The organism is Marinobacter litoralis, from assembly GCF_003336705.1.
Lineage (GTDB): Bacteria > Pseudomonadota > Gammaproteobacteria > Pseudomonadales > Oleiphilaceae > Marinobacter > Marinobacter litoralis.
In genome coordinates this window covers 1,035,334-1,060,623 of sequence record NZ_QMDL01000001.1, presented here as the reverse complement: position 1 = coordinate 1,060,623, position 25,290 = coordinate 1,035,334, and the positions used below count along the sequence as shown (strand labels likewise).

Sequence of the window (25,290 nt, the reverse complement as noted above, 5' to 3'; positions counted from 1 at the left end):
AAGCCTATGATCTACTTATTTACTATAAGCGGAAAACCGAAATCGGTGTTCAAAATAGTATTTAACTCATGCTCTTGACTAACTTCTAACCGACGCAGAACGGCCTTTGAACCAGGAATTATTTGTATTGAAGATTCATAATAAGCACAAAAAAGCGCATCCTTCATCAAGCGGAGCTGAGGCGGATTTGATAGGTATTTCTCTATTTTGTCCTGCGCATCTGAAGAAGACTTGTAAATCTCAACCTCAACTTTATGAGAAATTGAGGTCCCAGCATCATGGGAAAGGATTGGAATTAGTCCTTTCTTAATAAAAAAAGCCTCAAAAATTAACTGGTCTGTGATGGAAACCCCATCTATAACGCAGCCAGCACAAATAAAATTACTTACGAAAACGAGCGGTACGGTTTCAAGTTCATCCGCCTCAATATCTAGATTATATCTAGAAACAAATTCATGCCTGTTATTTTTTATGAATTCACTCTTTCTTTTGGCCTGCTCTACTCCTTCCTTAATTCTCCTAGAAGCAGTTCCAAACGAAACCGGGCTATCAACTGCCACAATATTCTTGATCTCGATTACCAACGCCCTGTTGCCGATAAGAACTAACGAGTCAATTTCCTCAAACTGACCAGAAAACCTAATCATCTTTTCAGGCACCTGGAAGCTTGTCGCAGAAAGTGGGGAATTCTCAATTGATTTATTAATTCTATTTCTTATGTATTCCTCGAATCCATCACCTTTATTACTAAGAGATATATTTAACTGGCGAAGCCAAAATTCTGCGTTCCTACTAAGAACAGCCTCCATAAAAGGCGCAATAAGGACGAAGCTCTTACTGTCATTCTTTTTGATGAATGGATTGGACCATAAGTCGTAGTCACTACCAAAATCGAAGTGCAGAAATTCGAGAATTTTCTTGGTCTTATTTTTCGGGAATCCAACACATGTCGAAACTACCTGTGCAAGTTTTCCTATATCAACTTCAAAATTAAATCTCGACAAATCACCTTTTTTGAAGTAAGACGTATTGTTACTTAACGTTCCATACTTCCATGCCGAAAAAATCCTCAACGATAAGAATACGTCGAAAACATCACTTAGAGAAAACCCAAGCTCAGAAGACTCTTTTGAGCAAACACTCTCTGAAATAGAGTCCTTGATGTCACCAATATCATTTTTGGCGCTAGCATAAATTCCCTGCAATTCGAAATCTTGATCTTTCAACTGGACTGCGCGATATGATACACCTTTGGACTTTTCCGCCTCGATAGGGAACTTGTAATCCATTGAAGCTTGGCGGTTTTTAACAAAAGATCCTGTAATCGCCGAAACTGCTGCTCTATGATTTTCCATCCTCATCAAAGAAACAGTTTTTGCTACATTAAGTTCATTAAATACTGGATTAAGTAATAGAAGATTCTTTGAGGTGTCGTAAAGGGGAATGTTTTCCTCATATACAACTAAATGCCAATAAGATTCCAGCAAGTCATATAGGGCAGAGCCCATTTCTTGAAAATGAAGCCATTCCATTTCGTCGAGTGGCTCAAAACTTTCTTCACATTTATCGACTTTTCTACGTGCAAGCAGGCTGCCTAATATAAGTCGGAAATTGTCTACCATTTGATGCGCACTATCAGTGATAGTGAGATGGCCGTTATTAGAATCCTCGGGCCCGATCGCGGCTCCAGGTAGGCCTGACAGGTTATTTATTATGACGTCGTCGGTTTGATTCGATGCCGAAAATTCGTCAAAACGCTGTTGCATTTGCTGAGCGAAGGCCTTTCTGTGTCGATTGCTCAAACTCACGAAATGCCTTCTCAATACCCCGTTATTCAGTGACGCGGGTTTTCGTCTATCAAGTTCGGTCAACCAATCTCGTAACAATTCGAGTGTCTGGAAAAGAATAGTTCCGAACGAATGGGCTGCCTGAGATTGCCGTTGATGGAATTCGTATTCGAGCTCGTGCTTTTTCCAAGTGGCGAGTTTGAACCCTCGTTGCGTTGGATGTTTGATTTTAATCTTCGGCGATTGAAGAGCTTCTATAAATTCCATCTTTTCACTTCCCTGAGCAACCATAGGCATATAGAGCCTGCCACAACGAAGCGGTTGGTGTCTACATAGCGTCTACACGAAACAAGATGCACTTAAAAGAAGGCAGGAGAAAAATTCTAAGATATTGTTTTTAATGGTGCCCGGAGCCGGAATCGAACCGGCACGGCCTTACGGCCGAGAGATTTTAAGTCTCTTGTGTCTACCAATTTCACCATCCGGGCATCGGAGGGAAAAATCTGAAGGCCGAGATTGTATAAGGCTCCGTTGCCTAACGCAATTCCGATCTTGAACTTCCTGCCCAAGCTGTTTATTTTGCGAACAATTTTGGTGATTTTAGGCGTTCGTGGCGACACCCTTGTAGATGTAGCCTGCTATTTTTGGCGCTTTAGGGATGTACAGGTTCTCGAGTTCCTGAATTTGGAAACCGCCCTGCTTCAATAACTCCGCGATGTTGCGGTTCAGGTGGCAGCCTCCTGCAAGTTTTTTCCAGCCCGGAGTGATCCGGTGCTGCCATTTGCAGGTACCTTGATCAGGAGATTCACCGTGTTCCAGGAACAGCAGCTCCCCACCGGGCTTGAGTACCCGCTTCATTTGTTTAAGAGCGGCTTGCCAATCCGGGATGGTGCACAGGGTGAATGTCAGCAGAATGGTATCTACAGAGTGATCTTCTAGCGGTATTTTCTCGCCAGGAAGGTCCAACCATTCTACTTTGATAGACGAGCGGTTGAGGTTTACTTGGGCTTTACGGCGCATGCCTTCAGATGGTTCCAGGCCGTACACCATGTCTACACGGTCGGGATCGTAGAATTCGAGGTTGATCCCAGAGCCCATGCCAACCTCCAGAACTCGGCCTTTGGCACGGGGAACCACCTGGCTACGAAGCTTCATCACCTGCCCCATTGAGCAGGCTTTGTCGATGATGTGAGGGAGGATGCGGTTTTCGTAAAAACTCATTGGTTCACCGTATTTGGCTCGATTTGTTGTTGTGATATGTCAAGAGTGCGACAAATTGTCTCGCGTTTCTCTGGTATGATCACGTTAGCATTACCGTAACCGCTGGTAATAACAATATTACAAAATGCACCAGGCTGTTGCTGTGCGGGCTATGCCCTTTTGTAAGCATGTCATTGCTGGAGGTTCCAATGGAGCTAGATCCCCTCATCCTATCGCGAATCCAGTTCGCGTTTGTCGTGTCATTTCACGCCATTTTCCCGGTGTTCACTATCGGGCTTGCATCCTATATCGCACTGCTTGAAGGGCTTGGCTACAAAACCAAGAATCCGGTGTGGATCACCCTGTCTGCCTTCTGGACCAAGGTGTTTGCGGTGGTGTTCGGTATGGGCGTGGTGTCGGGCATCGTGATGTCGTTCCAGTTTGGTACCAACTGGAGTAACTTCGCGCAGGCTTCGGCCAACTTCTTGGGGCCTATACTCAGTTATGAGGTGCTCACGGCCTTCTTCCTTGAAGCCGCTTTTCTGGGGGTTCTGCTGTTTGGGCGAGATAAGGTGCCACCCGGGGCGCATCTGTTCTCCGCCATTATGGTCGCCATCGGCACGCTCATTTCTACATTCTGGATTTTGTCTGCTAACAGTTGGATGCAAACGCCTGCCGGCACCGAATTCAGAGACGGCGCGTTTCACATTTTGTCGTGGGGCGAGGCCATTTTTAATCCTTCCTTTAAGTTCCGTTTGATGCACATGGTGCTGGCCTCTTTCTTGACCGGCAGTTTTGTGGTGGCCGGTGTGAGTGCTTGGTACTTGCTTAAAGGCCGCGAAGTCGAAGCGAACAAAAAAGCCCTTTCCATGTGTTTGTGGCTGCTGCTGTTCATTGCGCCGGCTCAGGCAGTTGTGGGCGATTTCCACGGTTTGAACACGCTGGAACACCAGCCGATGAAGGTAGCTGCGATGGAAGGTCATTGGGAAACCTCCACCAATGTGCCCCTTCTCCTGTTCGCCATTCCTGATCAGGAAAACCAGACCAACCATTTCGAGATTGGCATTCCCAGCCTTGCCAGTTTGATTCTCACCCACGATTTCGATGGTGAGATTCTTGGCTTGAATGAGGTGCCCGTTGAAGAGCAACCGCCGGTGGCCATTGTGTTCTGGTCGTTCCGGGTGATGGTCGGCCTTGGCATGTTGATGATTCTGGTTGCCATTACTGGCTTGGTGCTGCGCAAAGACGGCCGCTTGTATAAAACACGCTGGTACCTGCAAGGGCTGCGGGCCATGAGTATTGCGCCGTTTCTCGCGGTACTGACAGGCTGGTTCGTAACCGAAACGGGCCGTGCGCCCTGGTTGGTGTACGGCATGATGACGCAAGCAGAATCAGTTACCCCGTCACTCACCGGCGGCATGGCCCTGTTTACACTGATTGGCTACGTGTTGGTGTATGCCTCTATCTTCTCTGCCGGCTTGTACTACCTGATGCGGGTTCTGTATGTAGGGCTTGAAGGCGATGGCGGTCATACTGAAGACGAAGCCGACCGCCCTGCCCGCCCACTATCGGCGGCACACGTGCAGTTTGAATACGATTCGGAAGAGAAATCGGCAAATCCGGCGAAAACCGCCAATGAAGGGGGGCAGCAATAATGGAAGTGTTCGACTTAGCCCTCATCTGGGCATTTATTATCGGTTTTGGAATTATCATGTACGTCCTGATGGACGGCTTTGATCTGGGCATCGGAATCTTGTTTCCCTTTGCACCTTCGGAAGAAGATCGGGACACCATGATGAATTCGGTGGCACCGGTCTGGGACGGCAATGAAACCTGGCTGGTGCTGGGCGGGGCCGGATTGCTGGCTGCGTTTCCGATGGTGTACAGCATCATTCTTCCGGCGATGTACATTGGTGTGTTTTTGATGCTGGCGGGTTTGATTTTCCGGGGCGTTGCCTTTGAATTCCGGTTCAAGGCGCGCAGCTCTCGCTACCTTTGGAACTGGTCGTTTGCGGGCGGCTCTACCATTGCCACTTTCGCTCAAGGGGCCGTGGTTGGCGCTTATATTCAGGGTTTTAACACCGTGGATGGCGTGTACGTTGGCGGCGCGCTGGACTGGCTAACGCCCTTTACCGTGTTAACCGGTTTGGGCACCTTGGCGGGCTATGCCTTGCTCGGCTCAACCTGGCTGATCCTGAAAACCGAAGGTCGCCTGCAAGACTGGGCTTACCGCATTACTACGCCGCTGTTGTTCACCGTACTGATGGTGTTTGGCATCATCAGTGTGTGGACGCCCTTCGTTGACAACTTTGTTTGGGAGCGCTGGTTCTCGAATCTGGGTATTATCTGGATTCTGCCAGCCATCACCTTGCTGTGCGCGTTCCAGATCTGGCGTTCGGTTCGCAACCGCTTTGAAGGCATGCCGTTCGTGGCCACCATGGGGCTGTTCATCACCACTTACCTGGGCTTGATCGTTAGCCGTTGGCCGTATGTGGTGCCACCCGACTACACCCTATGGGATGCCGCCTCGGCTCCGGAAGCGCAGCTGTTCTTGTTGCTCGGGTTGCTGTTCGTTATTCCGATCATTCTGGTTTACACCGCATGGACCTATTGGGTGTTCCGCGGCAAGGTACGCGCCGGAGAGGGGTACCACTAAGTGGACTCGTCAGACCCGGCCCGTGTCCGGCGCTGGCTGTCTGGATTAACCAAGAGCAGCCAGCGCTGGATACGCGCCACGGTGTTAGCCGGCGTATGGGTTGGGCTGGCAACCATCGTACAGATGGCGCTGCTGGCCTGGCTGGTATACCAAGGGGTTATCGAGCACCAGCCGGTAGCCAGCCTTACTCCTGCATTTCTCGTTTTGGTAGCGGTGCTCGTACTGCGCGCCCTTGGCCAAGGCTTACAAACCCGCTTTGCCGCACGCTGCAGTGAAGAAGTGCGCCGCGATGTTCGCCGGCAATTGCATCGCAAATGGCAAGCCCTCGGGCCTGTGGCTCTGGCAGACGCGTCTGCCGCTTCCCTTGCCCGGGAATGGCTGGATCACGTTGAAGCCCTGCATGGCTACTTCGCCCGTTTTCTTCCGCAAATGATGTTATCGGTGATTGTACCGTTGATGATTCTGGCCGTGGTGTTCTGGCTGGATTGGCTGGCGGGTATTTTCCTGGTGTTATCCGCGCCCTTGATTCCTTTATTCATGGCTCTGGTGGGCATGGGTGCAGAGAAGGTTAACCAGCAACATTTTGAAACCGTCAGCCGGCTTTCCGGCCAGTTTCTCGACAAGGTTCGGGGGCTAACCACCCTCCAGTTATTTGGGCAAACGGCCCAAGCCAGCGCCACGCTGCACCAGCGCTCCGATCAATTTCGCCTGATTACGCTAAAGACCCTGAAGATTGCCTTCCTGTCGTCTGCGGTGCTGGAGTTCTTTGCATCGGTGGCCATTGCAGTGATTGCGATCTACATAGGTTTCGGGCTGTTGGGCTATATCTCGTTCGGGCCAAGTTCAGAGCTTACGCTGTTTTCGGGCTTGTTGATTTTGTTGTTGGCTCCGGAATTTTTTCAACCCCTGCGGACTCTGTCCCAGCATTACCACGATAGAGCAGCCGCCCTTGGTGCCAGCGCAGAGATTCTGGCGCGCCTTGATCAACCGGCTTCGCCCACCAAAACAACCGGCTCGTCGAGTACAAATGATGCTGCTGTGATCGCAATCCAACGTGTGTCTCTATGCTACGACACTGGCCCGGAAGTCATCAGGAACGTGACACTGACCATTAAAAAGGGTGAAACCATTGTGCTGACCGGCCCTTCCGGTGGCGGCAAGTCGTCGCTGCTACATATGCTGGCGGGATTTCTGCAACCGGTTTCCGGCTCAATCTCGATATTTGGCAAGCCCGCCGGTGAGCAACCCTTCGGCTGGCTCGGCCAGAAAGGTTTCTGGATTCAAGGCAGTTGGGCCGACAACTTGCGAATGACCAGTCCGGACGCCTCGGATATTGCCATTGAAAGAGCCCTTCATCAGGTTGGCTTGGCCGATTTGGTTGAACACCGGGAGCAAGGTATCTACAGCAAAATTGGCGAAGACGGCCAGGGCCTGTCAGGTGGCCAAGCCCGGCGCTTGAGTTTGGCCCGGATTTTTCTGGCCGATTACGACTTGGTGATTCTGGACGAACCCACCGCCGGTTTGGATGCCACCAGTGAAATCCACGTGCTGGAAGCGCTGCACAAACTGTCGGAAGCAGGCAAAACCGTGATTCTCTCCACCCATCATCAAGCCCTGATGACGCTGGCCGATCGGCTGTTGATCGTTCACGACGGCGAGGTGAAAGATGCGTGAGCTTCGCCCCTGGCTCAATCTGATACTGCAACGCCGTGGTCGCTTGGTGATTGGCGCGCTGTTGCTGTTAGCCACCTTGATTTCCGGCATTGCCCTGCTCGCTTTGTCCGGCTGGTTTCTCACTGAAACGGCTTTAGTGGGTTTGCTGTTTGCGGCGGGCATTCAGGCCTACATCAATTTGTACGTGCCCGGTGGTGGCATCCGGTTCTTTGCGGTGTCGCGCACCGTTGCCCGCTATTTCGAGCGGCTGTATAACCACAACACGGTTTTGCGCCTGCTAACCGATATTCGCGTAGCGCTGTTTGATCAAATGGCACAAGCCGGCCACCGCGACAGAGGGCTCCAAAAAGGCGCCCAATGGCTATCGCGACTCACGGCCGATGTCGATGCGTTGGATACCCTGTATCTAAGGCTTGTGGCTCCTACCGCTCTGGCCGCGGTGGTCACCTTACTGGTGGTATTACTGGTTTGGCTTCTGCTTGACCTTGAGACAGCTCTTACTGCACTGGGCTTTCTGGCAACGGCGTTTGTGATGGCCAGCTGGGCGCTGTATCGCCGAACTCAAGCACTTTCGGGCGAGCTGAATGACCGCCATGAGCATCTGCGCAGCGACGTTATTGAACATCTGGAAGGGTTTTCAGAACTGACCGCCGCAGGGCGAATCGGAAAGCACGCCGCGCTGCTAAAACGACAATCACTCGCGCTCGACAAAGATCAGGCAGTCATCGAAACGCAGGCCGGCTGGCACCTTTCAGCTGCTCAGTTATTGATCAACCTCTCCGCAGTGTTTGTCCTCTGGTCAGGTTTCGCGCTCTTTCATAAGGGGGCGGTGTCCGGTCCGGTGTTGGTCATGCTACCTATCGTGCTACTGGGGCTTAACGAAGTCTATGCCATGCTCCCGGATGCGTTTGGAAAACTGGGAGCAACTCTGGCCGCTGCGAGGCGCCTGAACAAAGACGTTGAACCCTCTGCAGTTCAACCGGTGAGCCCAGCCACAAGCTCCACGCTGATAGCGTCGGACCTTACCATTGGCTACCCCGGCAATGCGCCGGTCATGACGCATTTCTCGCTCACTGTACAAGAAGGTGAACGCCTCGGAATTGTTGGCGCATCGGGAAGCGGCAAATCTTCCTTGGCGGATACCTTTGCGCGGGTGACGCCCGCTTTGACCGGAACCCTTGAATGCCCGCCATGTGCCTACCTCACTCAAAGCACCGTGGTGTTCGAAGACACCTTGAAAACTAACCTGCTGCTGGGCAATCCCAACGCAACCGATGCAGATCTATGGCGGGTGTTAGAGCTGGTGGAACTGGCAGAGAGATTTACGCGGGAAAACGAGGGGCTGGACACATGGCTGGGAAGCGGTGGTAACCGGCTATCCGGAGGGGAAGCCCGCCGCTTGGTGTTGGCCCGGGTACTGCTATCAAACGCGCCTTTGGTTATTCTGGACGAGCCGTTCACCGGCGTAGACACCGATACACGCAAACGCATTACCCCGCTGATTGACCGCTGGCTTGAAGGCCGCACGGTCATCAGCCTGGGGCACGGGCCGGAAGCGCTGTTGCCTTCCGACCACGTACTGCACCTGAATTAGGCGCTTAGCGGGTTTCCACCACCTCGAAGGTCAGGCCAGCGTTGCTGGTCAGGCGCTCAAGGAGTTTGCCGTCCATAGCTGAAGACGGTGTCCAGAAACCGCCGGGCAATTCGTCACCAATCTCCTGAGCCAGGCAGACTCCGGCTTCACCCAGCATTTTAGCGGTTGAACCGTAGCCGGGGTCCCGGTCACCGGTTACTTTGGTGATCATGGTTTTGCCGGTTTGTGTGCGGCCAATAAAGCGAATGTCATAAAACCCGGCTTCCTGGGCTTCAGGAGTTGGACCTTCACCTGGCTGAGGCACCAGCTTCTCGACGACCCAGCGGGTGGGCTTTATCGCAGAGGCGGCAAGGAAGGTGCCTAACGCAGCGACCACACCGTAGGCAGTTAACCGGCCTTTGGCGCCCTGCCCTGTCATGATGGCTTCATCGTAGGTGAACTCTTTGCCGTAGCGCGCGCCCTGCAATGCGTTCGAACGGTGAACCACACGGGTGTTAATGGCCCCCATCACGAACGGCGCTAACCAAACACCGAAATCTTTGTCGAACTCGGCAGACTTCAAACTCGGCTGCCGTGTCTTTGAGCGATGCTCCGGCGGGCAGATTGAGAACGGATTCGCCAGCTCTTTACGCAGTTTGGGATCAGCACCCATTTCTTTCGCGATATTGATCATGGAAGCAACGGTGCCCCCAGACAGGCCGCCCTTGGCCACTTTTACTCGCATACGAACGTCTTGGCAGGGCTCGCCAAAGGTTTCCTCGGCATGTTTCTGAAGGAACCAAACACCCATATCGGATGGAATCGAATCAAACCCGCAACAATGCACGATACGCGCGCCACTTTCCTTAGCCTGATCTTCGTAACGCTTGATCATTCGGCCGATCCACTGAACTTCGCCAGTCAAATCACAGTAATCGGTGCCCGTGCTCACACACGCTTTGATCAGCGGCTCACCATACAGCGCGTATGGGCCCACGGTTGAGATCACGAGTTTGGTTTGCTCGCACAGAGCAATCAACGCGGTTTCGTCGCTGGCATCGGCAATCAGCACAGGCAAGTCTGCAGCGTTAGAACCTAATGTGGCCTTCACGTCATTCAGTTTGCTTTCGGAGCGACCGGCAATGGCCCACTTCAGATCACCGTTTACGCCGTAATTTTTGGCAAGGTAATCGGTTAGGATTTGGCCAACAAAACTGGTGGCACCAAATACAATCAGATCGTAGTTTGCCTGTGTGGTTGTCATTGCGTGTCCTTGTCTTTATTGGATTTTATGATGGAAACGATGGTAACAGGTTTAATCGTGCGTGTTACTTTCATCTTTTCATGAAAATTGCGTCCTTCCGGCCAATCGTTTAACCGCCAAGCAGGTTCAAACTGGTACTACCTTAGCAAATACCCCGGAGGACATACGTGACTGTATTCCTGGTTATAACGAGTTTCGTTCTTGCGGCCCTGAGTGGCCTTTTACTCTGGCAACTGCTGGAGCAACGCAAGATGATTAATCAAATGCTTGAACGTGAAAATATTCCGGCACAGCAACCCGACCCGGAACTGGCGATTGTTCTGAAAGTAACCGACCCTATCGGCCTGGCCAAGCGGGAATCAAGAGCCGGTCGCCTGATTGGTGACCGTTTGCCAACCATGGCAACCAAAATGGTGTATCAGGAAGTTCTCAAGGAGTTAACGAGCGAACTGGAAGAGCGGGAAATTGATGTTGATATGCAGATTGAATACCGCTGAGGCAAACCAACATGATGACATTGATAGCCACTGGGGTGGGTTTAACGGTGAGCGGATGCCTGCTGGCTGCAGGTTTCAAGCAGTCCGCCGAATCTCGTAAAAAACTACGCATTCTGAACGCTAGCCGGCTACAGACTCACAGCCGTATTCAGCAAAAAAGAATGGAGCTGCTTGAGGTGCGAAATCGTGCCAAGCTGATGGAAGACACGGTATCCGGTGGTACAACCGCCGTTGAGAAAGTACACAAGGTCATCGCCAATACCACCTTTGGTTTGATTGACCGGTTCGCCAAAGATGAAGAATTCAAAAACACCGCCCGCAAGGTCAAGCAAACCCATCACGAGAAAAGCGAACAGGTGTATCAGGTGGTGAGAACCACCAATAAAGCGGTGCACATTCTGGCCGACAGCTTGTTCATCGGTAAAGCCGAGAAGCGAATTATCTCCAAAACAAAAAAGGCACCCTAGGGTGCCTTTTTCTAAGAGATCAGCAAGTTACAGAACTTTCTTCAGCTCTTCTTCAAGCTGAGGAACAGCTTCGAACAGATCCGCTACCAGGCCGTAATCGGCAACCTGGAAGATCGGAGCTTCTTCGTCCTTGTTGATCGCAACGATCACTTTGGAGTCAGACATACCTGCCAAGTGCTGGATAGCACCAGAGATACCAACCGCTACGTACAGCTGAGGCGCAACGATCTTACCAGTCTGGCCTACCTGCATGTCGTTCGGTACGAAGCCAGCGTCAACTGCGGCACGGGAAGCACCTACAGCAGCGCCCATCAGGTCAGCTACTTGCTCAAGCATCTTGAAGTTTTCGCCGTTCTGCATGCCACGGCCGCCGGAGATAACAATGCCGGCAGAGGCCAGGTCAGGACGGTCAGACTTAGCCTTTTCTTCGCCTACGAAAGACGACAGTCCAGCGTCTTTAACAACGTCAAGCTGTTCTACAGAAGCAGAACCGCCTTCAGCAGCTACCGGGTCGAAACCAGTCGGACGAACAGTAACAACTTTGATGCTGTCGCTAGCTTTAACAGTCGCGATGGCGTTACCCGCGTAGATCGGACGAACAAACGTGTCTTCAGATTCAACACGGATGATGTCAGAAACCTGGGCAACGTCCAGCAGCGCAGCAACGCGAGGCATGAAGTCTTTACCAGTGGTGCCAGCAGAGGTCAGGATGTGGCTGTAGCCCTTACCTACTTCAGCAACAAGCTCACCCAGGTTTTCAGCCAGGAAGTGGCCGTAGGCAGCGTTGTCAGCAACCAGAACCTTGTTTACGCCTTCGGCTTTTGCAGCGGCTTCAGCGACGGCACCTACGTTTTCACCAGCAACCAGCACGTCGATGTCACCACCGATGGCCTTGGCTGCCGCTACAACGTTCAGAGTAGCCTGCTTCAGGCTGCTGTTGTCGTGTTCAGCAATTACCAGGATGCTCATTTAGATCACCTTCGCTTCGTTCTTCAGTTTATCCACCAGCTCAGCAACGTCAGCCACCTTGATACCAGCCTGACGTGAAGCAGGCGCTTCTACTTTCAGGGTGGACAGACGAGGTGCGATTTCAACGCCCAGATCAGCTGCGCTTACTGTCTCGAGGGGCTTCTTCTTGGCCTTCATGATGTTCGGCAAAGAAGCGTAGCGCGGCTCGTTCAGACGCAAGTCAGTGGTAACAACCGCTGGCAAGTTCAGAGCAACAGTCATCAGACCGCCGTCTACTTCACGGGTTACGTTAACTTTTTCGCCGTCAACAACTACTTCAGAAGCGAAAGTACCCTGACCCATGCCGGTCAGAGCGGCCAGCATCTGGCCAGTTTGGTTGTTGTCGGAATCGATGGACTGTTTACCCAGAATAACCAGCTTCGGCTCTTCTTTCTCAACGACAGCTTTCAGCAGCTTGGCCGCTTCGAGGGACTGTACTTCTTCGTCAGTCTCGATGTGAATACCACGGTCAGCGCCCAGTGCCAGAGCGGTACGGATTTGCTCCTGGGAGGCCTTCGGGCCAATGGATACAACAACGATTTCGGTGGCAACGCCTTTTTCTTTCAAACGAACCGCTTCTTCAACTGCGATTTCGCAGAACGGGTTCATTGCCATTTTGACGTTGGCGAGGTCAACACCGGTGTTGTCCGGCTTGACGCGCACCTTTACGTTGTAGTCGATAACTCGTTTTACAGCGACCAGAACCTTCATAGATTCCTCGTTCTTCTACAATGGGTTTAATGATGCACAGTGCTAAAAAGAGCGCCTGCCACATAAAGCATGACAATACTGCAGGTTAAAACAGAAGGGGGAATTGCCCCATCCGACGCTCCAGGCCTGCGTTCACGGCCAATCGACCGGGTTGACCCGGCCAGGCAATGAGACGATACTAAAAATCGACTCAAAACACACGATATTTCGGTGTATACGTACAATGCCAAAGGTGAATGCAAATTTCAAACAAACGTTTGTTTGATTTGTCAAATGCGTTATCCTTCGGAAAATAACATTCATTAAAGCTGTAGTGAGGAGACCAACGTGGAACGCGAATCGATGGAATTTGATGTTCTGATCGTAGGCGGCGGCCCTGCGGGACTGTCGGCAGCCTGCCGAGTCATGCAACTGGCCCAGGAAGCCGGTGAAGAACTGACTGTTTGTGTAGTAGAGAAAGGTTCCGAGGTTGGTGCACATATCCTCGCCGGTACCGTTTTCGAACCGACCGCTCTGAACGAACTCTTCCCTGACTGGAAAGAAAGAGGCGCGCCTCTGAACACTCCGGTTACCCGGGACGATATTTTCCTGCTGAAAGATCAGGAAAAAGCCACCAAGATTCCGAACGCGTTTGTGCCCAAGAACATGCACAACCACGGCAACTACATCATCAGCCTTGGCAACCTGTGCCGCTGGTTGGCCGAACAGGCCGAACAGCTGGGCGTAGAGGTATACCCAGGCTTCGCCGCTTCAGAAACCATCGTAGAAGATGGCCAGGTTAAAGGTATTATCACTGGCGATATGGGCGTAGCCCGTGACGGCTCCCAGAAAGACGGCTACATGCCGGGCATGGAACTGCGCGCCAAGTACACCCTGTTCACCGAAGGCTGTCGTGGTCACCTGGGCAAGCGCCTGATTAACGATTTCAAGCTCGACGAAGGCAAAGATCCACAGCATTACGGCATCGGCATCAAAGAACTGTGGGACATCGATCCGGCTAAGCACGAGCCAGGCCTGGTTGTTCACACCACTGGCTGGCCGCTGAACGAATCCGGCTCTACCGGCGGTTCTTTCCTGTATCACCTGGAAGGTGGTCAGGTGTATGTGGGTCTGATCACGGACCTGTCTTACAGCAACCCGCACCTGAGCCCGTTTGAAGAGTTCCAGCGCCTCAAGCATCACCCAGAAGTGAAGAAGTACCTGGAAGGCGGTAAACGCGTTGCTTACGGTGCTCGCGCTATCACCAAAGGCGGCTACAACGCTCTGCCGAAGATGAGCTTCCCGGGTGGTCTGCTGCTGGGCTGTGACGCCGGTACGCTGAACAGCTCCAAGATTAAAGGTTCCCACACCGCCATGAAGTCTGGCCTGTTGGGCGCTGAAGCGGTATTTGAAGCGTTGAAAGAAGGCAAAAACGGCGAAGAGATCACCAGCTTCGCGAAGCGTTTTGAAGACAGCTGGTTGTACAAAGAGCTATACGCTGAGCGTAACTTTGGCCCGGCCATGCACAAATTCGGCAACTTCGTTGGCGGCGCTATTGCCTTCGTTGAACAGAACATCCTGCGCGGCAGCCTGCCGTTCACGTTCCGTGATACCACGCCGGATTACGCAACCATGAAGCCTGCCGCTGAGTGCAAGCCGATCAACTATCCGAAGCCGGATAACGTGTTGACCTTCGACCGCTTGACCTCTGTGTTCATTTCGAACACTAACCACGAGGAAGATCAGCCGATTCACTTGAAGCTGACCGACCCGGATATTCCGTTGCAGGTTAACCTGCCGAAGTACGACGAGCCTGCGCAGCGTTACTGCCCGGCTGGCGTGTACGAAGTGGTTGAGGCCGAAGACGGAAGCGGCAAGAAGTTCCAGATTAACGCCCAGAACTGTGTGCACTGTAAGACCTGTGACATCAAGGATCCTTCACAGAACATCACTTGGGTGACGCCAGAAGGCAGTGGCGGACCAAATTATCCGAACATGTAAGAAAATGTTCTGATATAACCAAAAAAGCCGGGATTTTCCCGGCTTTTTTGCGTTTTACAAACATAAAAAAAACGGCTCCCAAAGGAGCCGTTTTTGATCAACCTTTCGGAAGAGATCAGTGCACGTGACCGTGCTCTTGCTCTTCGTCAGTTGCTTCGCGAGCTTCTACAACTTCCACGTCGAAGTGCAGAGTCTCACCCGCCAGCGGGTGGTTTGCATCGATCGTGACAGTTTCTTCGCTCACTTCAACAACACGAACAACCTGAGGGCCGCCCGGAGTCTGTGCTTGGAACTGCATGCCCGGCTCGATGGTGTCTACACCTTCGAAAGCGGAGCGAGGAACAGGCTGGATCAGCTCTTCGTTAACTTCGCCGTAGCCTTCAGCAGGCGCTACAGACACTTTAACCTGATCGCCAGCGTTCTTTTCGTTCAGTGCGCTTTCCAGTCCACCGATGATGTTCTGTGCACCTTCCAGGTAAGACAGAGGCTCACGGCCTTCTACACGGGAGGAGTCAAGCTGCTCTCCCTGGTCGTTGGTAAGCGTGTAATGGATGGTGACAACACGTGGTTGGGCCATGTGATCTCCTTGCAAGTCGCAGTGACTATGTATTTAAAATGGAGGTAATCGAAAGGAACGTGAACAGATGCACTGCACAGAGGGACTAACGACCACCGGCCTCGTTAGAGAGCCTGGCTCGATAACAAGAAAGAAACCACAGTTTAACAAGTGACAGACTGCGTTTTCTACCTTCATTTATGGAGACGGCTCAGGGCTTTTCAACCGCCCTGCCCGATTTTCCAGAAATTTCCGCGACTCATCACACCTACAACGGTGATTCCGTCGATCTCGTGCTCTTCAGCAACCGCCACCAAATCGTAAAAAGCACTGGTTTGCAGGCGGGCTTCAACCCCATGACGCACAAGAATTGTGGGCCTGGGCTCCTCGGAATCGGGATAGCTTTCAACCCGCAAAACATGGTCGCTGCCAACTTCTAGGGTTTCACCCATGTTGGTTGTGAGACTCAGGATTTGGTTCTCGCCTTCTCCCGCTGCTGTGAGCGTGTGCGCCAGCAAGGGTGTATCTTCTACCTGAATACGCCATTTTTCGACAGGGGTGACAAGATAATAGTGACCGTCGTCTTCACGGCGTAAAATGGTCGAGAAAAGCTTCACTATGGCTTCCCGCTCAATCGGGTTGCCCTTGAAAACCCACTGGCCATCACGCGTGATCACAAGATCCATGTCTCCGGATAGCTCCGGGTTCCATTTATCCAGCGGCGGCAGGCTGCGCTCATTCGAGTGCTCGCTAACAACCTTGGCAATGTCTTCTGGCTTTGTGCTCACGGGTGAACTCCTTTTACTTGGGAACGGGCCATATCACAGACCTCGCATAGACTCTGGCCTCAAAGGTACGGCACCCGGCTTGGTGATGGCGAGATTCACCTGATCCAGTAAGCGCTGTTTGTCTTGGCCTAACGTCCCTTTGAGCACCAGATAGTTCGAGGCATGATCGCTTCGGAAGGTGGTGTTCTCCAGCTCTAAGTGCTCGAGGAACACTTGAATTTCTTCAAACAGCCCACGCTGATCAAGCGGCTCGAAATCGTCGCCAAACCCCTCACGGAAGCGTTCTTCGCCCTGAGGAAAACTGACAACCAATGTCGACAGAAAATCCGGCTGGGTTTCGTTACACAAAGTCGCGGTGTTAATCGCGTGCTGACGTGACAAGGTTTTACCGCCTAGCCCGTTAAGCACCATCACGGAACTGGTTAAGCCCGCTTGTTTGATCTTTTCCAGGGCTGAACGGGTAGATTCCCAGGTCTCGCCTTTATTGATTCGGCGCAGTACTTCGTCGTCACCGGACTCCATGCCAACGTACAGAATGCCCAATCCAGCTTCACGAAGAGCTATCAAGTCCTCGACGGACTTCTTAGCCAAATTTCGTGGCAAACAGTAACTGGAGACTCGCTGCAGCCCCGGAAAAGCCTCTTTCAATTCGTGGAGGATTTCGAGTAACCGTCGTGTCGGCAATACCATGGCATCGCCATCGGCCAGAAATACCCGGGGAACGCTGCCGAATGCCTTGGCTGCTTTTTCTATGTCCGCCCGAACATCCGCAGGCTTTCTGGCTCGGAATTTCTTTTGGGGCTGGGTATACATCTCGCAGAACGTACATTGGTTCCACGAGCAGCCATTCGTCACCGGTAAGATGAGAGACTTTGCTTCACTTGGCGGCCGAAAGACGGGCTCAATGTATTCAATCGGAAAACTGTACATAACGGCTCAGTAATCTAGAGAAATAAGGACGGCAGGAAGAACAATCAGGGCAAAAACTGAGTTTTCAAGGTGGCACAGTCCGGGCCTACCACCGGCATATCGAGCACAACCGCCTGTGCCGTCATGAACGGCATGCCATTGCGGTGGCCGTCCGATAACAGCGTGGTGAGACTGCCCACCAGGGGCATGTGGGATACCAGCATCAACGGCGACTCTTTGTTTTCGAGCAACGCATCCAGACACCGCCCCGGGTCATCATCCGGTGTGATGAAGGATTTCTCTTTCACAGGAACGCCCAGTATGTCGCCGACGATAGCCGCCGTCTGCCGTGCGCGGATGTATGGACTACACCAAATAACGCTGGGTTTGGAATCGGATTGCGCAATTTTCTCCGCCACATTGGCGGCCTGCTTTCGCCCGACTTCGGTCAGCTCCCGCTCGTGATCAAGGGAGTGCCTGCCTGCCTCACCGTGGCGCATGATGATCAGTTGCATAAGACTCTCCTCGTCCAGTTCGCTGGATTACTGGGCCACTGTACGAGGCAGAATGAATTCTACATCCGAGTTTTGAACGGCATTCATCAGATTTTTGATAACGACCTCAATCGGCGCATCGTTGTATAGAATCTCGTACAACCCTCGTACCAACGGCATGTGAATGCCAATCGCTTCAGATTTCTCTCTTACTAACTTAAGAGTATAGATGCCTTCTGCAACCTGACCCAATTCTTCAGCCGCTTCATCCAGTTTCTTGCCCGTACCCACGGCGTAGCCCACCCGAAAGTTCCGGCTTTTGCTCGAGGTGCAGGTAGCAATCAGATCGCCCACGCCGGCTAATCCCATGAAGGTCATCGGGTTAGCTCCCAGGCTCACCGCAAACCGGCTCATTTCCGCCAGCCCACGAGTAATCAGCATGGCTTTGGCGTTCTCGCCAAGATTTTGAGCCGATGCCAACCCAGCCACGATGGCGTAGATGTTTTTAAGAGCACCCGCCAACTCAACCCCGTAAACATCAACGTTGGCGTACACCCGGAAGTAATCGCAGCCAAGTAACTCCTGCACAGTATGGCGAACAGCCGGATCTTTCGCGGCAATTACCGTTGCAGTCAACTCACGGTTAACGATCTCGCCCGCCAGGTTGGGCCCGCTCAGTACACCGGATCGGCAGCGCGGAATTTCTTCAAGCAGAATTTCGCTCATCAGCTTGAAGCCTTGTTGTTCAATGCCTTTGGTCAGGCTGACGACAATCTGGTCGTCTTTGAACACGCCGCTGTTGTCTCGAATCACCGAACGGAACGCCTTCGACGGAATGGCCACAAAAACCACATCGGCGCTTTCGACGGCTTTAGCGAGATCCGTTGTGGGCAAGATCTCGCCTTCAAGAACGATGTCGGGCATGTAGCGTGCATTTATACGGGTGGTGCGTATTTCTTCAACCTGCCCTTCGTCGCGCATCCAAAAATGCACGGCATGGCCATTCTCACCAAGCACCTTGGCCATAGCAGTTCCGAAACTGCCGCCACCAAGGACTGCAACGTTTTGCTTTTTCGCCACATCAGATTCCGGCGTTACGTTTTCTGGCATAGTGTTTCCGTAGGTTCGTGTCAGGCAAGACCCGGCTTTGGAAGGTTGAATCAGCCGGGCTCTTCACACTCAAGTGCTTTGACGAGGTTCTTGAATTCTTCCCGGTTTTTGCTGTTCATGCCCATCAACACCTTGTGAGCGTCGAGCACTTTTTCGCGAACTTGTTGTTCGCTGGCCTTCAGGACAGGAATTTCTTCAAGGTCTTCAATGCGGGAAGCGGGTTCGCGAACAATGATAAAAATCTTGTCGAAGCCCATAGACGAGATGATGCGTGTGACATCAGGATTAGTAGATATCAGAGTCGGAAGAAAGTGGCTCTGTTTGTATGCCGCCAACGCTATCTTGGCTAGCAGCCCGAGCGTTGTACTATCAACGATCTCCGTTTCAGTGAGATCGATCACGACCGTTTTGAAGTCCGGGTCCCGGGTGATGGACTCGACGAGATTGTCCAGCGTCGAACACAGGTTCAGCCGGATTTCTCCAATAAACTTCAGGACGTATATTCCCTGCTTATCTGCTTGCAGGATTTTATAACCAGCCATTTTTTTACAGTGCCACTAAGTCGACGACGTTTGATCTGAACCAGTTAACTGGTCAGTTACCGATACTATCGCTATATCGTCTGGCAGCTCCGAGATGTTTTTTAACCCCAAAGCCTCGCTCAGCGATGCGATAGTGTGACTACCTCCTGATACGAGTTCAAGTAGCGTACGCTCCTTTTCATCAAGACTTTTGTCTGGAATGACTTCCAAAATGCCATCCGAGAACAGTAAAAGCCGGAACGGCCGGTCAAGTTTAACCTGATATAACTCCCACTCCGGGTCTTCAAATAAACCGACGGGCAGGCCGCTGCCTTCCAAAAACCGTGTCTCGCCATCGTCAAAAGACAATATGGGCATGGGGAAATGCGCCCCCACCGCGTAACTCAGTGTTCGCTCAGACAACGTAATAATGCCGACAAACACAGTCACGTGTTTGCCCAACCCGGTGTCCATCAACTCTGAGTTAATACGCTCCAGAATGCGTTGCGGATGCATGATGTCATCGCTGGACTGTCGCCGCAGATTGCGCTTCAGCCGGTTGGTCAGGTTTTTGAGCAATACCGTGACGAACGCGGAGCTTGCACCGTGGCCGGATACATCGGCGATGTACACCAGGACTTTGTCTTGCGTTAGCCGGATGTAGTCCAGGAAATCACCGCTCAAGTACAAAGACGGTTTGATCAGGTAATCGGCATGCAGCCCGCAAATTTCCTGACGATGGTCAGGCAGCATTTTCAGCTGCACCTTCCGGCCTGCGTTTTGATCTGCCCGAAGTTCGGCAATACCGCTACGGAGATCGACGTTCGCTTCTTCAAGCTCTTCCCGATAAAGCTTGTTAAGGCGATTCACGCGAATCCGGTCGAACAGTTTTTCGATGACATCATCCAACACGTCTTTGCTGTCATGACAGGGCTTGAGCACAATGTCCTCGGCGCCTGCGCGAAGCAGCTCGACCACCTCGATACTGGAGGTACTATCGGTATAAGCGACAATGGGCGTATAGCTGCCGATCGAGTCCAGGCGGCGATTGAGGTCTTCGATAACACCGGGGGGCAAGTCGGCAAAAATGACGTCGGGAATGTTCTCGGTGAACAAGCTGCGGGCCGCACCAATATCCGGACAAGCACTCACATAGAAGCCTCGGGCTTCCAGGTATCTTGACAGGTCCGAGCGGGCCCGTTTATCGGCGTCAATGATCAAAATGCGCTCGGTGCGCGAGTTCATGTTAGTTGCCCTAAACTACCAGCGGTAAAAGAAAAACAGGCGTTATAACGTCTATTCTGGCATGACCTTGTGATATAACAAGGCCATACTGATCTTTTTGGGGGATTTGTAACTATGCGACGTGCCGTCAACGACCTTTTGGGTGCCTACGACAAACTGATCATGGACCCTGTCCACGGCGGAATCCCGCTTTACCGGCACGAAATTCAGGTTATTGACCACCCTCTGTTCCAGCGTTTACGTAATATCTGCCAGAACGACATCCTCAGTTTGGTGTTTCCGGGGGCGACCCACTCCCGTTTCCTGCACAGCATAGGTGTGATGCACGTGGGTACTCGCATGTTCCGCGCCATGATTGACGCCTACCTACGGGAACGGCAGCTAAGCGAGCAAACGGAGCTGAGCCTCAATCAACTCGATGCCATTGATTACCTCGCCAAAATCATTCGTTTAGGCTGCCTGTTGCACGACAGCGGGCATTCCAGTTTTTCTCATCAGTTCACTCAGGCCCGGCGAATTCGGGAACTTATGTCCCGCCCGGAGCGCTTTCGTGAGCTTTGGCGGGGCGAAGATTTCAGCCGTTATCACGCCGAGGAGCCGGAAGAGCTGGAGCACGAACACTACTCAGTGCGGGTGGCCCATGAGGTGCTTTCGTCAGTCGATCTGGAGGCGGCTGGCCTGTATGTCGAAGACATCATTGGCATTATGGAAACCACCCAGGTAACGCCGAGTGATACCTTCTGCCGCCACGCCCATACCTTCCTTGCTTTCATTGCGGGCGATCAGACACTCGCAGAATCCAAGGGCGACCAAGAAGTGCCGGAGATGGTGATGGGTTTGTTGTCGTCTATCGTGTCTGGTGAAATTGATGCAGACCGAGCCGATTACATGCTCCGGGATGGCTTCCACAGTTCCGTAACCATCGGTGGGTTTAATCTGGACCACTTGCTGAGCAACTTGCGCTTTGGCTGGGATGTTTCGGAACCCTGGATGGGGCTTGCCATCACCCAGAAAGGGTTGGGCGCTCTGGAGGATTTCGTTTACAGCCGCTACCAGATGTATCGCAAAGTATACGGCCACAAAACTGCCCTTGGCTTTGACTGGCTCCTTCGGGAAGCCATTAACGAAGTGTTGGAAGACCCTGAAAGCTTTGAGTGGATTGACACCTGCCTCAGCGATATGAGCTTTTTTGCCGAACTGACAGACAGCTTCTTCTGGGAAGCGTTCCGTAAAGTTGCCCGCAAGCAACCCAAGAGTTACTCGTTCCTGATCGTTAACCGGGTCAAGCTCAAGCATTTGGATACGCGTGAGAATTTAAGCAAAGCAGAGATCCAGAATCATAGTAACTGGCTGGCGGGCGAGCTGGGGTTATCGGCAGACGACGTGGTCACCTGCACCATGAAAGCCCGGTTCTCCAACATTCAGGACAACTTCAACGGGATCAAAGTGCTCAAAAAAGACCCGATTACCCGAAAACGCTCACTTAAAAAGATTACCGACGTGAGCGCGTTCTTTTCAAAATTCGAGGACGGCACCATCATCCACTTTTATAGGCAGCCCGATGTCGCAGCAGCACCGGACCTCACCCGATAACGCCGATGGCCACATCAGCCAGCCTGCATAGCCTCTGCTAGCTGGCTGGCACTTTCCCACGCACCTTCAACGCGCCCACCTTCAAGCCAATCACCGGCGATACCCACGCCCTGCCCTTTGTCCCATACAAAGCCTGGCTGTTCGGAAGATGCTGAACGCGCATACAGCCAACGATGCGTAACCAACTCAACCGGGGTTCCGTCAAAGCCGGTTAACTGCCTGAACGCCGCCAGCAACTCGTTACTGACCGCTTCGGGTGTCGCATCCACATTGGCTTCGGTCCACTCAGGGGTCGCATGAAGCACCCACCACGGACTCGCATCGCTCCGGCCCGGCTTTGAGGAATTGTTTGCGACCCAATACAGCACGTCAGAATCAGGCCGCATTGCGTCGAATCTGGCCGCAGGTGCCTCCGAAAAATGCACCGCAACCGCCCAACAAGGCAGTATGTCGCCGCCCGGAGCTTGGGATTCACTCAGCAATTGCGTCAGCCCGCTCGCCGCCAGTAGTTCTTGAGTCTGAGCAGGAGGCGCAGTTATCACCACTTGATCAAACTCTCCGTGATCCTTGCCCTCTGTGCAGATGAGTTGCCAGCGCGTACCCATTCGATTCAGGCGGGCGATGCGAACCTGAGGCGTCAATTCCACATGGTCGGAAAGCCCACGGGTTATCGCGGTCATCCTCGGAATACCCACGTAACGGGTTTCGTCAGGAAACGGCTGCCAGCCTTCTTGCGCACTCTGAAAGCCAAATGTCCCGTGCCACGGCCCGAAACGATCCGCTCCGGCATAGTTTTCCAAAAAATCGAGAAACGCCGGATTCCGGCCCGTAAAGTACTGCGCACCCACATCTACAGCCCCGCCTGGCACCCTTTTCGATGACATCCGACCACCCGGCCCCCGGCTTTTTTCAAACACCTTCACCTGTTGGCCTGATTTGCCAAGCATAATAGCTGCGGTTAATCCCGCCATTCCTGATCCGATGACGGCAACGTTGCGTATGCTAGAAGTATCTAAGGTTTCACTGTCCATGGTTCAATATGACCCGAGTTAATGATTTGTTTACAAACATTCTAAGATGGTTCGACTCTGAAGCGGGTTTGGATCACCTCGACACCCAATGCCGAAAGCTCAACATCGTCAGGATCCTTCCGTTTTTAGCCTTGCACGTTGCCTGTCTTCTTGCACTGTATACCGGAACCAGTGCCTTTGCTCTCGGCTTCGCTGCCGCGTTTTTCGTGGTGCGAATGTTTTCGATCACAGCCTTCTACCACCGGTATTTTGCTCATAAATCTTTCAAAACCAGCCGCACAGCGCAGTTCATTTTTGGCATTCTCGGAGCCAGTTCCGCCCAGCGAGGCCCCCTTTGGTGGGCGGCGCACCACCGCCACCATCACCAGCATTCTGACCACCCCGAAGATCTGCACTCTCCGCACCATGGCGGTTTTTGGTGGTCGCATATGGGCTGGTTCACCTGCGACGCCGGTTTTGTTATGGATGAACGTCGAGTTCGGGATTGGCTCAAATTTCCGGAACTTCGGTTCATCAACCGCTTTGATTCGCTGGTTCCCGCGGTCTTCGCCGTATTGATCTATCTTTTCGGAGAGGCGTTGGCCAAATGGGCACCGGGCCTCGAGACTAACGGTTTGCAGTTGCTCGTTTGGGGCTTCTTTATTTCAACCGTCGCACTGTTCCACGCCACCGTGTCCATTAACTCATTGTCCCATGTTTGGGGCAAACGCCGCTTCGACACGAATGACGACAGCCGTAACAACTTCTGGCTAGCGTTGCTCACGCTGGGCGAAGGCTGGCACAACAATCATCACCGCTGGCCACAGTCTGCCCGTCAGGGGTTTCGTTGGTATGAGATCGATATCACTTGGTACGGCCTTTGGTTGCTTTCCAAGCTCGGTATTATTTGGGACTTGGCACCCATTCCGCCGCACATCGTTAGAGAAACGCTGGCCACTGACCAAAACCGATCAAGGAAGCCAAAACAATGACTCCTCCAGATAACGTTGTGGAAGTTGGCTCCAAAGACAGGACCATGCAAATAACGCTGAGCGCCTTTTGCGGCCTTTACAACAAATTGGATAAAGGCCACCTGCATGAACTGGCTGCGGTGTACGCTGAAGACATCGAGTTTCAAGACCCGTTCGGGCAGGTGACAGGGCTTGATGCCCTCACCGAATACCTGGCAAGCGCCTACCAAAACGTTATTCGATGCCAGTTCCGTTTCGGGGACCCTATCTTGCAGCACCCTCGGTGCTGTATCCCTTGGGTAATGGAGCTAAGCCACAAGCGTATTCAACGCGGCAAGCCTGTTTACGTCGAAGGCATGAGCCACTTGGTCATTCGCAATGGAAAGGTACATTCTCATCGGGATTACTTCGATGCGGGTGAACTCCTTTACGAGCACCTACCGGTAGTGGGAGGCGCGATACGCTGGGTCAAGAGGCACGCGGGATGAACAAGCGCGTGTTGTCTGATTCCAACATCTGGCTGACGGGTGCGTCGTCTGGCATAGGTGAGGCGCTGGTGCGCGAGCTGGCCAAATATGGGCACAAACTGGTGATTAGTGGTCGGCGCCAGCAACCTCTAGATGCCCTGGCCGAGGAATGGCCTGAACAGATCCATACCGCAGTGGCCGATACAACCAATCGGGAAGAACTTTCGTCGCTCGCCGGTTCATTGACTCATTTTGGCGATTTGGACATGGTCATTTTGAACGCAGGCACGTGCGAATACCTGGAAGTAGCGGAGTACGACAGCTCAGTGATCGAGGCCAACCTCACCACTAATGTGCTGGGCACCGCCCGTTGTCTGGATATTGCCCTACCGGCACTGCGGGCCACTCGGGCCAAGGGTAATCCGGCCAGTGTCGTGATTGTCAGCTCCTCCGCCTGGTGGTTTCCCTTCAGTCGGGCCGAGGGCTATGGCGCTTCCAAGGCTGCCCTTACCTATTTCGCCCAATCCCTGCGAGCGGATTTGGCAGCAGAAGGAATTGAGGTTGTCGTGGTTTCCCCCGGTTTTGTAAAAACCCCTTTAACCGACCGAAACGATTTCCCCATGCCCTTTATGGTCAGTGCCGACGAAGCCGCACGCCGCATTCACCAAGGCCTCGCCAAAGGCAAACGGGAAATTGCCTTTCCCCGACGCTTCGCATGGACTCTGAAAGCACTTGGCTGTTTACCACAGAGGGTGATTGACCGTATAGCGGCCTCTATGGCTCGAAGATCAGAAAACCACGTTTGAACA

At 52.7% G+C, this 25,290-nt stretch carries 24 protein-coding genes and 1 tRNA gene; 11 read left to right on the top strand and 14 right to left on the bottom strand.

Features of this window, described 5'->3' with window-relative positions; genetic code table 11:
* Positions 1-11 precede the first annotated feature (11 nt).
* The 3 genes from DOQ08_RS04900 to DOQ08_RS04890 all read right to left on the bottom strand — a co-directional run bounded on the left by DOQ08_RS04900 (position 12) and on the right by DOQ08_RS04890 (position 3,008).
* Positions 12-2,054, bottom strand: a complete 2,043-nt coding sequence (locus DOQ08_RS04900; RefSeq protein ID WP_133297155.1) for an NERD domain-containing protein — start codon at positions 2,052-2,054, stop codon at positions 12-14.
* A gap of 134 nt (positions 2,055-2,188) precedes the next feature.
* A tRNA-Leu gene (locus DOQ08_RS04895) sits at positions 2,189-2,275 on the bottom strand.
* A 112-nt stretch (positions 2,276-2,387) separates the two neighbouring features.
* On the bottom strand, positions 2,388-3,008 hold the full coding sequence (locus tag DOQ08_RS04890) for a class I SAM-dependent methyltransferase (RefSeq protein WP_114333749.1): 621 nt from the start codon (positions 3,006-3,008) through the stop codon (positions 2,388-2,390).
* Positions 3,009-3,196: 188 nt separating this feature from the next.
* On the opposite strand from DOQ08_RS04890, the gene DOQ08_RS04885 reads away from it, so the two are divergent.
* From DOQ08_RS04885 to cydC, 4 genes are read left to right on the top strand one after another with little or no spacing between them, the layout of a single operon-like run.
* Complete coding sequence (locus DOQ08_RS04885) at positions 3,197-4,642, top strand: cytochrome ubiquinol oxidase subunit I (protein WP_114333748.1); 1,446 nt, start codon at positions 3,197-3,199, stop codon at positions 4,640-4,642.
* Positions 4,642-5,643 carry a cytochrome d ubiquinol oxidase subunit II gene (gene cydB / locus DOQ08_RS04880; RefSeq protein WP_114333747.1) on the top strand — a complete coding sequence of 334 codons (1,002 nt, stop codon included), beginning with the start codon at positions 4,642-4,644 and terminating at the stop codon, positions 5,641-5,643. Before DOQ08_RS04885 ends, cydB begins: the two co-directional genes overlap by 1 nt.
* The gene (cydD, locus tag DOQ08_RS04875; protein WP_114333746.1) at positions 5,644-7,317 is read left to right on the top strand and encodes a thiol reductant ABC exporter subunit CydD; all 1,674 of its coding nucleotides are present in this window, start codon (positions 5,644-5,646) and stop codon (positions 7,315-7,317) included.
* The gene (cydC, locus tag DOQ08_RS04870) at positions 7,310-8,911 is read left to right on the top strand and encodes a thiol reductant ABC exporter subunit CydC (RefSeq protein ID WP_114333745.1); all 1,602 of its coding nucleotides are present in this window, start codon (positions 7,310-7,312) and stop codon (positions 8,909-8,911) included. Before cydD ends, cydC begins: the two co-directional genes overlap by 8 nt.
* Positions 8,912-8,915: 4 nt before the next feature.
* On the opposite strand, the gene DOQ08_RS04865 is transcribed toward cydC, so the two are convergent.
* On the bottom strand, positions 8,916-10,154 hold the full coding sequence (locus DOQ08_RS04865; protein ID WP_114333744.1) for a saccharopine dehydrogenase family protein: 1,239 nt from the start codon (positions 10,152-10,154) through the stop codon (positions 8,916-8,918).
* 167 nt (positions 10,155-10,321) lie between these two features.
* Between DOQ08_RS04865 and DOQ08_RS04860 the strand changes: the two genes are divergently transcribed.
* Together DOQ08_RS04860 and DOQ08_RS04855 are read left to right on the top strand one after the other, a co-directional pair.
* Positions 10,322-10,651: a hypothetical protein gene (locus tag DOQ08_RS04860; RefSeq protein WP_114333743.1), complete on the top strand. Its 330-nt coding sequence runs from the start codon at positions 10,322-10,324 to the stop codon at positions 10,649-10,651.
* 11 nt (positions 10,652-10,662) lie between these two features.
* Positions 10,663-11,118, top strand: coding sequence for a hypothetical protein (locus DOQ08_RS04855; RefSeq protein ID WP_114333742.1), 456 nt, complete (start codon positions 10,663-10,665; stop codon positions 11,116-11,118).
* A 27-nt stretch (positions 11,119-11,145) separates the two neighbouring features.
* Here the strand turns inward: DOQ08_RS04855 and DOQ08_RS04850 are convergent, their stop codons facing one another.
* Both DOQ08_RS04850 and DOQ08_RS04845 read right to left on the bottom strand, forming a co-directional pair.
* Entirely contained in the window at positions 11,146-12,087 is a 942-nt protein-coding gene (locus tag DOQ08_RS04850) for an electron transfer flavoprotein subunit alpha/FixB family protein (RefSeq protein ID WP_114333741.1), read from the bottom strand.
* Positions 12,088-12,837: an electron transfer flavoprotein subunit beta/FixA family protein gene (locus tag DOQ08_RS04845; protein WP_114333740.1), complete on the bottom strand. Its 750-nt coding sequence runs from the start codon at positions 12,835-12,837 to the stop codon at positions 12,088-12,090.
* A gap of 327 nt (positions 12,838-13,164) precedes the next feature.
* Between DOQ08_RS04845 and DOQ08_RS04840 the strand changes: the two genes are divergently transcribed.
* Positions 13,165-14,817, top strand: coding sequence for an electron transfer flavoprotein-ubiquinone oxidoreductase (locus DOQ08_RS04840; RefSeq protein WP_114333739.1), 1,653 nt, complete (start codon positions 13,165-13,167; stop codon positions 14,815-14,817).
* A 115-nt stretch (positions 14,818-14,932) separates the two neighbouring features.
* Here DOQ08_RS04840 and DOQ08_RS04835 read toward each other — a convergent pair whose 3' ends face one another.
* From DOQ08_RS04835 to DOQ08_RS04805, 7 genes are all read right to left on the bottom strand, one after another.
* On the bottom strand, positions 14,933-15,394 hold the full coding sequence (locus DOQ08_RS04835) for an FKBP-type peptidyl-prolyl cis-trans isomerase (protein WP_114333738.1): 462 nt from the start codon (positions 15,392-15,394) through the stop codon (positions 14,933-14,935).
* Positions 15,395-15,594: 200 nt separating this feature from the next.
* A complete protein-coding gene (locus DOQ08_RS04830; RefSeq protein WP_114333737.1) occupies positions 15,595-16,161 on the bottom strand; it encodes a DUF1285 domain-containing protein in 567 nt (188 codons plus the stop codon).
* 33 nt (positions 16,162-16,194) lie between these two features.
* A complete protein-coding gene (locus DOQ08_RS04825; RefSeq protein WP_114333736.1) occupies positions 16,195-17,091 on the bottom strand; it encodes a radical SAM protein in 897 nt (298 codons plus the stop codon).
* Between the two features lie 44 nt (positions 17,092-17,135).
* A complete protein-coding gene (gene sixA, locus DOQ08_RS04820; RefSeq protein WP_114333735.1) occupies positions 17,136-17,585 on the bottom strand; it encodes a phosphohistidine phosphatase SixA in 450 nt (149 codons plus the stop codon).
* A 27-nt stretch (positions 17,586-17,612) separates the two neighbouring features.
* The gene (locus tag DOQ08_RS04815) at positions 17,613-18,644 is read right to left on the bottom strand and encodes an NAD(P)H-dependent glycerol-3-phosphate dehydrogenase (protein WP_227537520.1); all 1,032 of its coding nucleotides are present in this window, start codon (positions 18,642-18,644) and stop codon (positions 17,613-17,615) included.
* Between the two features lie 80 nt (positions 18,645-18,724).
* A complete protein-coding gene (locus DOQ08_RS04810) occupies positions 18,725-19,216 on the bottom strand; it encodes an STAS domain-containing protein (protein ID WP_114333733.1) in 492 nt (163 codons plus the stop codon).
* 15 nt (positions 19,217-19,231) lie between these two features.
* Positions 19,232-20,440, bottom strand: coding sequence for a PP2C family protein-serine/threonine phosphatase (locus tag DOQ08_RS04805; RefSeq protein WP_114333732.1), 1,209 nt, complete (start codon positions 20,438-20,440; stop codon positions 19,232-19,234).
* Between the two features lie 114 nt (positions 20,441-20,554).
* Between DOQ08_RS04805 and DOQ08_RS04800 the strand changes: the two genes are divergently transcribed.
* Entirely contained in the window at positions 20,555-22,033 is a 1,479-nt protein-coding gene (locus DOQ08_RS04800) for an HD domain-containing protein (protein ID WP_114333731.1), read from the top strand.
* A gap of 14 nt (positions 22,034-22,047) precedes the next feature.
* Here DOQ08_RS04800 and DOQ08_RS04795 read toward each other — a convergent pair whose 3' ends face one another.
* Positions 22,048-23,064 carry an NAD(P)/FAD-dependent oxidoreductase gene (locus DOQ08_RS04795; protein ID WP_114333730.1) on the bottom strand — a complete coding sequence of 339 codons (1,017 nt, stop codon included), beginning with the start codon at positions 23,062-23,064 and terminating at the stop codon, positions 22,048-22,050.
* 8 nt (positions 23,065-23,072) lie between these two features.
* On the opposite strand from DOQ08_RS04795, the gene DOQ08_RS04790 reads away from it, so the two are divergent.
* The 3 genes from DOQ08_RS04790 to DOQ08_RS04780 are packed head-to-tail and all read left to right on the top strand — an operon-like array spanning position 23,073 to position 25,287.
* Positions 23,073-24,035 carry an acyl-CoA desaturase gene (locus DOQ08_RS04790; RefSeq protein ID WP_114333729.1) on the top strand — a complete coding sequence of 321 codons (963 nt, stop codon included), beginning with the start codon at positions 23,073-23,075 and terminating at the stop codon, positions 24,033-24,035.
* On the top strand, positions 24,032-24,502 hold the full coding sequence (locus DOQ08_RS04785; RefSeq protein WP_114333728.1) for a nuclear transport factor 2 family protein: 471 nt from the start codon (positions 24,032-24,034) through the stop codon (positions 24,500-24,502). The genes DOQ08_RS04790 and DOQ08_RS04785 overlap by 4 nt, the downstream gene beginning before the upstream one ends.
* Entirely contained in the window at positions 24,499-25,287 is a 789-nt protein-coding gene (locus DOQ08_RS04780; protein WP_114333727.1) for an SDR family NAD(P)-dependent oxidoreductase, read from the top strand. Before DOQ08_RS04785 ends, DOQ08_RS04780 begins: the two co-directional genes overlap by 4 nt.
* Positions 25,288-25,290: the final 3 nt, after the last annotated feature.

Coding starts and splice junctions, on each gene's coding strand:
- DOQ08_RS04900 (WP_133297155.1), bottom strand. CDS start 2,054: ATGGAATTTATAGAAGCTCTTCAATCGCCGAAGATTAAAATCAAACAT.
- DOQ08_RS04890 (WP_114333749.1), bottom strand. CDS start 3,008: ATGAGTTTTTACGAAAACCGCATCCTCCCTCACATCATCGACAAAGCC.
- DOQ08_RS04885 (WP_114333748.1), top strand. CDS start 3,197: ATGGAGCTAGATCCCCTCATCCTATCGCGAATCCAGTTCGCGTTTGTC.
- cydB (WP_114333747.1), top strand. CDS start 4,642: ATGGAAGTGTTCGACTTAGCCCTCATCTGGGCATTTATTATCGGTTTT.
- cydC (WP_114333745.1), top strand. CDS start 7,310: ATGCGTGAGCTTCGCCCCTGGCTCAATCTGATACTGCAACGCCGTGGT.
- DOQ08_RS04865 (WP_114333744.1), bottom strand. CDS start 10,154: ATGACAACCACACAGGCAAACTACGATCTGATTGTATTTGGTGCCACC.
- DOQ08_RS04855 (WP_114333742.1), top strand. CDS start 10,663: ATGATGACATTGATAGCCACTGGGGTGGGTTTAACGGTGAGCGGATGC.
- DOQ08_RS04850 (WP_114333741.1), bottom strand. CDS start 12,087: ATGAGCATCCTGGTAATTGCTGAACACGACAACAGCAGCCTGAAGCAG.
- DOQ08_RS04845 (WP_114333740.1), bottom strand. CDS start 12,837: ATGAAGGTTCTGGTCGCTGTAAAACGAGTTATCGACTACAACGTAAAG.
- DOQ08_RS04835 (WP_114333738.1), bottom strand. CDS start 15,394: ATGGCCCAACCACGTGTTGTCACCATCCATTACACGCTTACCAACGAC.
- DOQ08_RS04825 (WP_114333736.1), bottom strand. CDS start 17,091: ATGTACAGTTTTCCGATTGAATACATTGAGCCCGTCTTTCGGCCGCCA.
- sixA (WP_114333735.1), bottom strand. CDS start 17,585: ATGCAACTGATCATCATGCGCCACGGTGAGGCAGGCAGGCACTCCCTT.
- DOQ08_RS04810 (WP_114333733.1), bottom strand. CDS start 19,216: ATGGCTGGTTATAAAATCCTGCAAGCAGATAAGCAGGGAATATACGTC.
- DOQ08_RS04805 (WP_114333732.1), bottom strand. CDS start 20,440: ATGAACTCGCGCACCGAGCGCATTTTGATCATTGACGCCGATAAACGG.
- DOQ08_RS04800 (WP_114333731.1), top strand. CDS start 20,555: ATGCGACGTGCCGTCAACGACCTTTTGGGTGCCTACGACAAACTGATC.
- DOQ08_RS04795 (WP_114333730.1), bottom strand. CDS start 23,064: ATGGACAGTGAAACCTTAGATACTTCTAGCATACGCAACGTTGCCGTC.
- DOQ08_RS04790 (WP_114333729.1), top strand. CDS start 23,073: ATGACCCGAGTTAATGATTTGTTTACAAACATTCTAAGATGGTTCGAC.
- DOQ08_RS04785 (WP_114333728.1), top strand. CDS start 24,032: ATGACTCCTCCAGATAACGTTGTGGAAGTTGGCTCCAAAGACAGGACC.
- DOQ08_RS04780 (WP_114333727.1), top strand. CDS start 24,499: ATGAACAAGCGCGTGTTGTCTGATTCCAACATCTGGCTGACGGGTGCG.